The 12,213-nt window shown below is 46.7% G+C and carries 11 protein-coding genes; 3 read left to right on the top strand and 8 right to left on the bottom strand.

The genetic code is table 11. The features are described 5' to 3' along the window. Nucleotides 1-14 precede the first annotated feature (14 nt). The 3 genes from AC1S8V_RS04925 to AC1S8V_RS04915 are packed head-to-tail and all read right to left on the bottom strand — an operon-like array spanning nt 15 to nt 3,533. The gene (locus AC1S8V_RS04925; RefSeq protein ID WP_482072669.1) at nt 15-851 is read right to left on the bottom strand and encodes a sugar ABC transporter permease; all 837 of its coding nucleotides are present in this window, start codon (nt 849-851) and stop codon (nt 15-17) included. Further along, nucleotides 848-2,203 carry a sugar ABC transporter permease gene (locus AC1S8V_RS04920; RefSeq protein ID WP_482072668.1) on the bottom strand — a complete coding sequence of 452 codons (1,356 nt, stop codon included), beginning with the start codon at nt 2,201-2,203 and terminating at the stop codon, nt 848-850. Before AC1S8V_RS04920 ends, AC1S8V_RS04925 begins: the two co-directional genes overlap by 4 nt. Before the next feature lie 43 nt (nt 2,204-2,246). After that, a complete protein-coding gene (locus AC1S8V_RS04915) occupies nt 2,247-3,533 on the bottom strand; it encodes a sugar ABC transporter substrate-binding protein (protein ID WP_482072667.1) in 1,287 nt (428 codons plus the stop codon). 446 nt (nt 3,534-3,979) lie between these two features. Between AC1S8V_RS04915 and AC1S8V_RS04910 the strand changes: the two genes are divergently transcribed. Beyond that, nucleotides 3,980-5,014 (top strand): LacI family DNA-binding transcriptional regulator, encoded by a 1,035-nt coding sequence (locus AC1S8V_RS04910; protein ID WP_482072666.1) that lies wholly within the window; start codon nt 3,980-3,982, stop codon nt 5,012-5,014. A 163-nt stretch (nt 5,015-5,177) separates the two neighbouring features. Here AC1S8V_RS04910 and AC1S8V_RS04905 read toward each other — a convergent pair whose 3' ends face one another. Next, nucleotides 5,178-5,936, bottom strand: coding sequence for an SDR family oxidoreductase (locus AC1S8V_RS04905; RefSeq protein ID WP_482072665.1), 759 nt, complete (start codon nt 5,934-5,936; stop codon nt 5,178-5,180). 192 nt (nt 5,937-6,128) lie between these two features. Here AC1S8V_RS04905 and AC1S8V_RS04900 point away from each other — a divergent pair, with 192 nt between their 5' ends. Beyond that, entirely contained in the window at nt 6,129-6,722 is a 594-nt protein-coding gene (locus AC1S8V_RS04900) for a TetR/AcrR family transcriptional regulator (RefSeq protein WP_482072664.1), read from the top strand. Nucleotides 6,723-6,877: 155 nt separating this feature from the next. Continuing rightward, entirely contained in the window at nt 6,878-7,501 is a 624-nt protein-coding gene (locus AC1S8V_RS04895; RefSeq protein WP_482072663.1) for a hypothetical protein, read from the top strand. 144 nt (nt 7,502-7,645) lie between these two features. Here AC1S8V_RS04895 and AC1S8V_RS04890 read toward each other — a convergent pair whose 3' ends face one another. The 4 genes from AC1S8V_RS04890 to AC1S8V_RS04875 form a co-directional block, all read right to left on the bottom strand. Next, entirely contained in the window at nt 7,646-8,785 is a 1,140-nt protein-coding gene (locus AC1S8V_RS04890; protein ID WP_017690481.1) for a toxic anion resistance protein, read from the bottom strand. Nucleotides 8,786-8,805: 20 nt separating this feature from the next. Beyond that, a complete protein-coding gene (locus AC1S8V_RS04885; protein WP_482072662.1) occupies nt 8,806-10,494 on the bottom strand; it encodes a vWA domain-containing protein in 1,689 nt (562 codons plus the stop codon). A gap of 12 nt (nt 10,495-10,506) precedes the next feature. Continuing rightward, nucleotides 10,507-11,238 carry a hypothetical protein gene (locus tag AC1S8V_RS04880; protein WP_482072661.1) on the bottom strand — a complete coding sequence of 244 codons (732 nt, stop codon included), beginning with the start codon at nt 11,236-11,238 and terminating at the stop codon, nt 10,507-10,509. Nucleotides 11,239-11,634: 396 nt separating this feature from the next. Next, a complete protein-coding gene (locus AC1S8V_RS04875; RefSeq protein ID WP_482072660.1) occupies nt 11,635-12,201 on the bottom strand; it encodes a Uma2 family endonuclease in 567 nt (188 codons plus the stop codon). Nucleotides 12,202-12,213: the final 12 nt, after the last annotated feature.

Genomic DNA, 12,213 nt, shown 5'->3' with positions numbered 1-12,213 from the left:
GTTATGGCACGGTATTACCCTTTGGAAGCTCCTGCCGTCAGCCCTTGAACAAGGAATCGCTGCAGGAAAACGAACAGCAGTGTAATTGGAATGGCGATCAGAACTGCACCCGCAGCGAACATCGTAAAGTTACTGTCCTGATAACGGTTGACCAGATCCCACATGCCTACTGCAAGCGTCCAGTTCTCCTTTGTCCGCAGCACCAGCCGGGCGAAGATAAAGTCCATCCACGCACCCGTGAAGCTGGTCAGTGCCACATAAGTCAGCATTGGCTTGGATAAGGGCAGGATGATGCTGGTGAATACCCGCAGGTGACTCGCACCATCTATGCGCGCCGCTTCGTCCAGGCTGCGCGGGATGGTGTCAAAGAAACCTTTGACGATAAATCCGCCCAGTACCGCCCCTGAAGAATAAACCAAAATGAGCGCAGCGTGGGTATCGAGCAATTTAATTTGCAGCAAAATGATATAGATTGCAATCATGCTCATGAAACTCGGGAACATGCCGAGGATCAGCATGGTGGAGAGAATGGTTTTACGTCCACGGAACCGGAAGCGGGACAAAGCATACATCCCGAGTGTCACCATCAACGTGGAGAAGATCATCGTGAAAAAGGCAATTTTCAGCGTATTCATATACCATCTGCCGTACATAAAGGACGGGTTATTAAACAGCTCCCCGTAATGGGTCAGCGTGAATGCTTCGGGCCATAACCGTTCACTGAACAATGCCGCGCCGGGTCTCAGGGAAGAGAGAAAGATCCAGAGTACCGGGTAGATGGAGACAACGGCGATGATCAGCAACAGCACATAACTCAGGGCCAAACGCAGCGGATTATTACGTGTCTTCATTGAATCATGTCCTCCTCCTTGAATGATTTGGAGCGGCGGAAGTTCCAGATGGAGAATGAAGCGATGATGAGGAAGATAATAATACCTACCGCTGAAGCCATGTTGAACTTGTTATTGTCGAGCGTGAGCTTATAGAGCCAGGTGACCAGCAGGTCCGTCGCCCCCGCGTACTGGTAGTCTCCACGCAGTGGATTCCCGTTGGTCAGCAGGAAGATGACATTGAAGTTGTTGAAGTTTCCGGCGAACTGCATGATGAGTACCGGTGTTGTGGCAAAAAGAATGAACGGCATTGTAATGATCCGGAACTTCTGAAACCCAGATGCTCCGTCCACTTCAGCAGCCTCGTAGAGATCACGAGGGATGGCTGTCAATACACCCAGAATCAGTACCATACTGACCGGAATACCGATCCACATGTTGACAACAATGACGGTAACCTTGGCCCAGAACGGATCTGTCAGCCAGGGCAACCCCTCCAGCCCAAACGCTCTCATGTACGTATTGATTGGACCAAACTGGCCATTGAACAGATTACGCATAAGCAGCAGGGAGATAATCTGCGGGATGGCATAAGGCAGAATAAAAATCGTCCGCCACAGCTTCTTGAAGCGTATGCCCCGCTGTTCAATCAACAGTGCTACAAGCACGCCACCAAAATAGGTGGTGACTGTCGCCAGGATGGCCCAGATGACCGTCCAGGTTAGCACGCCGTAGAATGTCTGGCTCCAGGATTTCAGCTGGATCAGATCACTGAACGTCTTGAAGCCTACCCAGTCCACGAGTTTGGCTGGCGGAATATGATCCGGGGCCGAATAGTTGGTAAATGCAATCGTGATCGTAAACAGGATGGGCATAACGGTGAAGAAAAGAATACCCAGTGCCGGGATGGACAGGAACAGATACGGAAAGTTTTTGTCCATCATGTTCCGAAGCGATGCTGCTGCACTCAGGGTCTGCTTGCCTTCCTCCCTCGCGAGCCCCGTGACATACGCATCCCGAATATTCAGGATGTAGATCAGGATAAACACAAAAAACACCAGTAGTACGATAATGCCATCGAGCAGCAAAAAGATGGAATGGTCTCCCTTTTGAAGTACCGTGGATCCATTCACTTTGACAAAACGCTGTGTATTTTCCCCCAGTGTCCATATGCCCCATACGGCCTGTGACAGACGAGGAAGCAGGTACGCAAGCCCTGCCCCCTCCAGTAACAGTAGACAAATCCCCTTAATCCATTGTCGATTGTAGAGCTGTCCGAGACCTTGCAGTATGATGGAACATATAGCCGCTGTCATCCGATGCTGTCTTTCCCTGTTCGGTCCAACAGGCACCGGGACATGCTGCTGTTGCATTCGCTCTCTCCTCCCCGCCTATTGCTAACCTGGTCGTTCGTCCTTATTGGACGGTTGCAAGGCTTTCCTGGATCTGTTTTACGGCGTTATCCAGTGATGCCTTCACGTCCTTATCGGTATCCCAGATATCCGTAATGGCCGAAGTGATGGGTCCCCATACGCTGTCCATGGCAGGCAGCGAAGGCATCGGTGTCGAGTTGTTGAACTGTTCCAGGAACGCCTTATTGATTGGGTCCTCCTGTAACTTCGGATCAGCAGCCACGTTTTTATTCGCAGGAAGTGTACCGTTCAGGTCAAAGTTCTCCATCTGAGCCTCTTCATTGGAAAGGAACGCTGCCAAGAGCTTCGACGCATTCGGATATTGCGTAAATGCATTCACATAATAGGCTTTCACGCCTGAGAAGGATGTCATCGGTTTGCCATCGATTGCAGGAAGCGGAGCAACGCCAAAATCAATACCTGCATTGCGATAATCGGCAATGGTCCACGGACCGTTAATGTCCATCGCCAGCTTGCCGCTGGAGAATAATCCTTTTTTGATATCATAGTTCACGTCACCCATCTTAAGCGGCAGCACTTCCGACTTCAGCGTCTGCAAGAACTGTCCACCCTTCTGGGCACCTTCGTTATTCAGACCGAGATCCGCACTGTCCATCCCGTTGTCCCCAAAAATATATCCGCCCTGCGAAGCCAGGAACGCATAATTATAGTAAAATTGCTGCAATTCCCACATCAGCGCATACTGATTGGACTTCACATTATTGAATGTCTTGGCGAAACTGATAATCTCATCGAAGTTTTTCGGAGCTTCCGGATAGAGTGCCTTGTTATAAAAAAGGGCATAGGTCTCCACGCTGTACGGATAGCCGTACAGGATATCCTTGAACGTCACTGCCTTCAGTGCGTTGTCGCTGGTGTTCTCTACGGTCTCTGCTTCGAATATGTCATTGGGCAGAATAAGTCCCGCCTCTGAAGCGCTACCAATCTTATCATGTGGGAAAACTACAACATCTGCCGCGAGACCCGCCGGGCCATCCGTTGTCAGCTTGGTTACCTGATCGGTTGGAGGTAACTCCTCCATTTTGACTGTTACCCCATACTTCTCTTCGAATTTTTTGACTCTTTGCTCAATAAAGCTGCTTTGATTTTTGTCCTCCCAGATCACCAGGGTTGCGCCTTCTTCAGGCTGCAGGTTCTCGGCTGTCAGCTGTACAGCTTCCTCCGGATTCTCACCTGCAGTAGTTGGAGATGTGCTTCCACCTTCCGTAGAGCACGCAGCCAGCGTAAACGCCATCATAACGGACAATGTTGCCCCTTGCCATTTTCTCATGTAAAATGTCCCCTTCCCTCTGCTTGGTCCAACAAAGTTCGCGCTTTTCACCCTTTTGTCTGCGTATGTTGCCAGGTTTTGCATTCCATGTTCTCTGTTGTACAAACGTTTGCTCAAATGGAAGACAAGATGACCTATCCGTTCAATATGTAGGGAGAAACAAGTCAAGGAGTATGTAATTCCACCGATGTAAGCGCTACAATAACAATCACATCATACAATACTGCACTTTCTTTGCACAAACGTTTGCACAAGCCATATTCGTTCATTTTTAACCAATTTCTCTCTTCTACCTACAGTAATTTCCTGTTTCCTTGTTCAGACTCTTTCTTCCTTAATTTTACTTCGCGTGCATTCCTTACCCGGCAGTTAGCAATTGATTTCTCGTATCCTTTGGATTACCATAGGAGAATATTTATACGATTGTTCAGAAGGGATTTTTTTACATGATTACAATCAAGGATATTGCCAAATTGGCGGGTGTTTCCCCTTCTACAGTGTCACGGGTGATTTCCAACCATCCCAGAATCAGCACCGAGACGTCTCTCAAAGTGAAGCAAATCATGAAAGAATTGAACTACCATCCCAACATCATGGCGAAAAGCCTCGTTTCCAAAACGACGCATACCCTAGGCATTATGCTTCCGCGTCCTGCAGAAGAGTTGTTTCAGAATTACTTTTTCGGAGAACTGCTGCGAGGTATCATTACACACGCCACCCGTATGAATTATGAATTGCTGCTAACAACCGAAACCTCATCAGACAATGAATTGCATGCGATATCCCGCCTTGTGCATGGCCGAAGAGTGGATGGCATTCTGCTGCTCGGGTCCAAACGAGACGACCCCATCATTTCATTTTTGGAAGCGGAAAAGTTTCCTTTTGTGTTAATCGGACGCAGTGAAGCTCATCCAAATGCCCCCATGGTGGATAACGATAATGTGCAGACCGCTTATGATGCGACTCATCATCTGATCGCTCAGGGACATACTCGAATCGGATTTGTCAGCGGACCACCAGACATTACGTTATCGCATGATCGCATGCTAGGATACCAAAAAGCACTTGCCCAAGCCGGGCTGGATGCGAATAGTGATTGGATTGTGGAAGGCGAATTCCTGCAGGAAAGTGGATTTAGAGCGATGTCGCTGTTCATGTCCTTGCCGGACAGACCCACCGCAATTGTTGTCATTGATGACAATGTGGCCTTTGGGGTATTGAGAGCTCTTGCCGAGCTTCATTATCTGGTGCCTGAAGATATTAGTGTCGTCAGTTTTAACAATATTGCTTTATCAGAACTGGCTTCACCCCCACTAAGCTCTATAGATATCGGAACCTATCAGCTTGGTTACACAGCCGTTCAGGTGTTGTTGAAAATTCTAAGCGGGGAATCACAGCCTCATAATCCTGTCATTATTCCCCATCGTCTGATCGTGCGTGAATCCTCACTCTTTTCCAAGCCAATGTCACCCTCAAATTGATTCATTTCGAGCATCCGTGTAGCAATGCAAACGTTTGTCCACACGGGCTATGATGCTGTTATCCACAGTGCATAGGTGCAAAAAAAGAAGCCGCATATACTCATGCGGCTTCCTGACTTTACACACTATTTCTGTACTCCATGCTCGACTGCGCTTGAATGGATTAGTAAGAGCTCCAACCAGCATCTGCTGTAACGACAGTTCCGTTCACGAAGCTGGACTCGTCAGATCCAAGGAACAAAGCCACTTTGGCGATCTCTTCGCTCGTCCCGATGCGTGGGTTGATTGCCATGCCAAGCTGTTGCCGCCCTGCACCGAAATGGCTAATACCTGCCATGGAGGCGCTGATGTTGGTTGCCACAGCGCCTGGAGCGATTGCATTACAGCGAATGCCTTGCTCAGCATACATGTATCCTGTATTTTTGGTGAAGCCCACGACCGCATGTTTGGAAGCCGTATAGGCTGCTCCTGCACGTCCGCCGTGTAGGCCACCTGCCGAAGCGATGTTCACGATGACGCCCTTTTGTTTTTCCAGGAAGATCGGCAATACTTTACGCGTTGTCCGCATCACACTGGTCGTGTTCACAGCGAACAATCTTTCCCACTTCTCATCCGTTACATCTGCTGCCGGCTCCATACCATCCATAATTCCCGCATTGTTAACCAGAATATCTACTGTACCGAATGTGCTAACCGTCGTATCGATCAGATTTTGCACATCTTCTTCTTTGGCAACATTGGCCAGAAGTACAATTGCTTCTCCACCCTGGGCCTTAATATCATTAACTACCGCCTGTGCGGATTCTACATTGATATCTGAAACTACGACTTTGGCACCTTCTTGGGCATACAACGTAGCGATTGCTTTCCCCATACCCGAACCTGCACCTGTAACAATTGCGACTTTATCTTGAAGTTTCATTCCATGTATCCTCCTTTGTGTATTTGTTTACAATAAGTTAACAAACAAATGTTCATTAACTCCTATCCTTAGTATAATAAGTCATAGCGTTTCACTTCAATCAGTAAAAGCTTGTCCAGTTGTACGTTAAACAACACTAATAAGCCTGAATGTATTTTAACTAATAAAGTGAACTGGCGAGGAGGAAAATAGATGTCTGAAACTCCGAATTCGATGGACCGAAGAATCAAGAAATCAAAGGCTGCCCTGAAGGATGCACTCATCCATTTGATGCAAAGACACCCCTTTAAAGAAATATCCATTACGGATATTGTGCAGCGAGCCGACCTGAATCGAGGAACTTTCTACAGACACTATCAGTACAAGGAAGACCTGTTCAACGAAATCATCGATGATGTGATTCAGGATCTGGTAACTTCTTTTCGCAAACCCTATCAAGGGTTGAAAGTGTTCGAGGTTGGTCTGATGCCCTCTTCGGCAATCACTATATTTGAACATGTCCACCAGCACGCACAATTCTACACACTGGTTGTGAAATCCGAGGCTTCTTCCAACTTCCAGCGCATGATCTGTGATGTTCTTCGGGAGCTCTCCTTACAGGATCTGAATCATATCTTCCCGCATCACATTAACCCTGAACTGTTAGCAAGTTACCAGTCTCATGCGATATTCGGCATGATCATGGAGTGGATCAGACAAGATTTCAAGCACAGCCCCGCCTACATGGCCGAGGAGTTGTTCAAGATCATTCATTACAGGCCTGACAATGTCGTGTTAAAAGACTGAAATTTTCAATTACCATACTAGCCTCTAGTAGGGTGATTGGAGGAATTTTAAGAAAGCTTTACCACCGAAATTATGTAAATGTATTCCTGTGATTTCTGGTAATGATATGTTAGATTATCCAATGGAATACAACCAAAAGGAGGATGACAATACATTTGAAGAAGTCGTGGATTATATCATTGATTACCAGTTTTGTTTTGCTTGGCGGAGTGCTTCTCTCTCCAGCCAGTTCTGCCAATGCAGCCAAAGAAGCAACCTCTACATATTCAGATTCAGATCAGAGTTATAGTAAAGACGAAGATGACTTTAGTGAAGAGTTTGCTGACGACTTAGAATTAAGTGATGCAGAACAGGAGCTCACTAAAGATCAAAAGGATTTCGAAAAATACCTTGATCAAATATCTCGTCTGGTACCTTATGAGGATAAAGCTATCAACACGTTGAGTAGTGTTGGAGGTGAGGTGAATTCAACCAATCGCAAGTCCATGTACCTCAAACTTACGAATACAGTGATCCCTAATTATACAAAAACAGTCTCCATGTTAAAACAAATCAAGCCTTCCAATCCTGAACTTAAGAAAATACATGCCTATTATGTCAAGGGAAGCTACCTTCAGCTGGAAGGATACTTGTTGTACAAACAAGCCGTTTCCAAAAACAAAGTGAATTCTAAGATACTGCAACAAGGCCGTGCCAAAGTACGTGCGGCTGGCGTTCTACTTGACCAATACGAGCAGCAGATATACCCTTATGCACGTAATATCGGGTATCTACATTAGTACCAATCTTCATAGAAACCCAAAAAGAGTACCTATTCATAGAAATCCAAAAGCGACCATTCCCCATGCCAAATGGAGAACGGTCGCTTTTTCTAATGATATATAAAGATAAGCACCTAATACGTAGTTTTTTCTCTCTTCTGATCACAATCCCAGCTTCTGCCCTTTCTCCAACCGCTGAATCTGTTGCTCCCCGGTATCTGCAAGTTCACGGAACTGGTTAATGGTCTCGCGCATTCTTGGCAGGGCTTCCTGCTTATAAAGACTGATGGAATCAAGCGCTGACAACACATCAGTGAACGCCTGTTTCATCGTATCCACGGAGATGCTGGCTTCATACGCCTGCTTTTGGATGGCAATTCCCTGATCCTTGAGCATTTTGGATGTACCTGCGATCAGATCGTTGGTTGTCTGGTTCAACAATTCAATCTTCTGCAATACAATCTTCTGATTATACAATGCACTCGCTACCGTTACGGCAATTTTCAGTGCTGAGATGGTTACATTCTTCGCCCGGTCTACCCCTCGGATCAGTTCCTTATTATTACGGATGACCACTTCAATCGCCATGATGCCCTGCTGATTCACGACCAGCATCTGCTGCAGGTCCATCACCCGCTGACGAAGCGGGAATAATACTTCTTCCGTAATAAATCGAACTTTCTCAGGGTCCTCATTCCGAACCTTGGCCGCTTCAATCTGTGCATCGATGGACTCATCCATGAGCACGCCAAGCTGGATTTCCTTTTGCAGTCGTTTGGTAAGTTCCCGCAGGTTCTGCTGTTCAATCTCCAGGGTTGTATTATCGTTACGCAGGGTGGATCTACCTTTATCCAAAGAGGTTACGATGTCAGCGATGACTGCGTCAGCCTTCTGGTATTTCAGGAAATAGGCGCGAAGCGGATTGAACAATTTCCCAAGGAAACCGGTCTTGGCAAAGTCGACCACGCTCGGGTCGAGATCCTTCAGTTGCATATGCAGCTCGGTCAAGCCTTTGGCGACCTGACCGCCCTCGTCTCCCGTCTTGGACAGATGTCCAACGGAGACTTGAAGCAAGGCGTTTTTCTCGGAAGAGGATCTCATCGTGTTCATGCCAAAACCGTCAATAGATTGCAAAATCTCTTTGCGCTTCTCCAGGGATTCAAGGTCCAGTGTCATGATCATCTCTACGTTGGCATTTGCCACTTGTTGAAGCTCCGCGACCTCGGCGGGCACGGGTTTCACTTCTTCCTCAATGACCTTCTGAATTTCCTTCTGGCTCGGTATTTCCATTGAAAATGACATCTATAGTTCCCCCTTTATATTTACATCTGTACGTTAAACAGGTTTCCGATCTTGTACACGACATCGTCGGTATCGGCATTGATGCTTGCAGCCTCGTTAATGCTGGAGATGCTCTCCAGGGCTTTGATGTCCGCGTTGTATCCAATTGTATAGATGGGCACTTTGTACGTTTCGACCAGATCCCGGATATCCTTGAGGGTATGACCTTCGTTGGTCTCGCCATCACTCAGGACAAAAATCAACGGTTTCACGTTTGGATCAGCAGCCATATAATCCTCCAGCATCTTCATTGCCACCACGATCCCATCAAAGGTCGCTGTACCGCCGCCAGCTTGCAGACTATCAACTGTTCCGACAAACATGGACTGCTGGTTCGTATCATACTTGGCAATCGGCAGATTCACGGTTACCCCGCTGGAGTAAGAAACCAGGCCAATACTATTTTCTGTGCCCAGGTACTTCTGACCTTTGCGCAAGGACTCTTTCAGTCGGTTAAGCGGTTCGCCGTCCATGCTTCCGGATACGTCCGTCACGAACACGGCGGCAATCGGTTTACTGCCGTTCTTCTTCTCTTTCCAGACTTTCTGCGCGGACAGTAACGTGCCGCCATCCACTGTAGCCAGTTCGGATTTGTAATCCTGTAGCCCGTTGAAACCGAACTCTTCCGCCGATTGTTGGTACTTCGCCTGGGTTACAAATTCCGCAAACTTCTGGATAATCTCCTGTTTGTTCTGCGGCAATTGTCCCAATGCATACAGCGGGCTATCATGTCTCACGCCAAATGGTGTAAAGACGTAACCACTCTTCAGATCAGCGGTATTCACATACGTCTGGTATTCGAGTACAAAGGCATCCAGTCTGCCTGACTTGGCAGCTTCCCGCATCTGAATGGTTGTGGATGCTGTAAACGGTACATTCGTCTGGAACTTTTCGAACCCTTCAATAGCCTTCTCTCCAAGTGGGTTAGTACTGTCATACGTGTTCAGTGCGGTTACCAGGAAGTTAAGTCCTGTAGAACTGGCAAACGGATCGGTATATCCCATCGCGAGTTCATTGTTCGCAATCGCTTCGGTTACGGTCTTCACATTAACGGAGCCGTACGTATCAACCAGTGCGTCATATTTGGCTTTGGAAATGACAATACCAGGAACATTCCCGACCAATCGCTCGGAAACCATCTCCGTCTTCACCCCGCTAGCCTCAACCATCTCGCCCCATAGTTCGTTAGAAGGTGTGAATGCATCCGGCATATACTTGCCAGACTTGATATAATCGGTAGCCGTACCGGAGGCGATGTTGCGGATTTTGACTGATACCTGTTTGCCACCAACGGTAATATTGGCTTTGTTGAACTCCTCACCCACCTCAGTTAACCAGCCGTCTACCCCGCTGCCCGACTTCTCTGTGGAAGAGAAGATTTCGACGTAATCATTTGTTGTATTCTCTACGGCAATTGCGAATTTGGAGATATCCGGCAGCGATTCCGCCACGTCAACCGGATCGAGATCAATCTGTCCTTTGACCGGTTCCGCCGTCGCTGGTGCAATGTCTGCATACAGTTTACCCAGTTCCTTACCTGCATTCTCTGTGCTCACCTGTGTGGTCGACTTGCCAAAGTTCGACGTCAGTGTAATCCCTGCATAGACCAGACCAAATACGAGTACCAGCATTACAATCGATATGAAAAAAAACTTTCCCTTCTTGGCCATACGAGCAACCCCTCACTGTCTGTATAATTTGGTGTGCTTGATTAACTGATCAATCTCCTGCATACAAGGCATCTGTTCAATATCCCCGGCTTCAAAGCTGTCGAGGCGTGAAATCTCCAGTAACAGCTGATCCAGCTTGAGCAAAATTTCCTCATTGGTGTGTAGTGCATTCTTCACATAAGACAAATAATCGTTGTATACCTTGGTTTTTTCCTGAAAAAGCTTCTGGGGAAGTGTGGAGGATTTGGATTTCATCATGTTGGCATAGTCAGCTTCATCGAATACATTCAACCGGTTCAATACACTGCGGATGTTCAGGTATAACAGCTTCTCCACTTCCAATGTGACCGAAGCGAATTTCTTGTAGCTCAGTTCCCCGGGATCAAACCGCTGATGAAGCACATTCAGGAGTGTTTCTTTCTTCTTTTTCATCCGGTTAAGTTGGGACAGCCCCAGCGTGATATCTTCTTCGAGGACTTTGATCCGTCTATAAAAAGATAGTGCTTCCACATAATCTTCATGTGTTTCGATATGCTTCACGGGCAGGACTACGGGCTGTCTGAACAGCAAGGTGTAACTCCCATATAAGAGTGCCATTGCACTGCCGAACAACAGGGTAACAGATAGCGCAGTTGTGAATGCACCCTCTTCGAAATTCAGCCCGATAAAGCCGGGTGAGAATGCGAGAACATTCACAGCCACAATACCAAAGATCAACCCCAGCAATTTTATGTACTTGATCATGTTCAATCATCCGACCTCCTTTCATGTTATATATTGAAGCTTTATGTCGTTATTTTCCTGTTCAGCTTATTCTTATTGTACATGATGTTAACGCTCTCAGGTGGATATCATTGGATATTTGGATACTCATAATATACGTGGTTTGGGCTTATCCCATTTCATATTTTCAGGGACAACGTGGAACTTGGCAGGAAATTTTGTGGTCAATCGTAAAAGTTCGTCTTACGAGACGGCAGATTGTGGAGAAGAAATGTTATCAGGTAATACGTGGAAAATAGCTATGCGTGTCATTTTTTATATAAGACTTGTCTGAAAAAGAGCAATGCAAAAAGGACGAAACGGAGATTATCCGGTTTCGTCTCTTATACGTTGGTTCATCATTTTTTCGTGTTTCCACTACCTGAGCTTGAACAACGAATCCAGCGGAATATGCAAGTCAGGATATACGACCGAAATAATCGTTTCCTGCTCTGTATACAGATGACGGGTCTGGTAACTGCCATCCTCCAGTGTGTACACATGGACAGTTTGATTGCCGGGGTCAACAATCCAGTATTCGTTCACGCCATATTTCTGATACAAGTTAAATTTATCGTTAAAATCCTTTAACGCCGTCGAAGGCGATAACACCTCGATAATTAAAGAAGGTGCACCGTGGCAGCCACTTTTGGATATCTGGTCTTTGGAGCACACCACCGATAGATCAGGCTGTACAACGTGATCTGGTACGTCGTATTGTTCATTTTCGCTAAAATACACATCGAAAAGGGCAACAAATACGAAACACTTTCGATTCTGAAAAAAAGTCCGCAAGGAGAAGTGCAGCTCACCCACAATAAACTGGTGCAATGAAGTGGGGGCTGGAGAATTATTAAAAGCTTTGCCGTTAATTAATTCCCATGCCCCCTCCCAAGTTAACCAATCCTGAAAGCTATACGTACCTTTATTATCGGGTTTTGCCACACTTCCAACCTC

It is taken from the genome of Paenibacillus sp. B46(2026), assembly GCF_056786355.1.
The sequence above is the reverse complement of the archived record's forward strand: the minus strand, read 5'-3'. Positions and strand labels throughout refer to the sequence as shown.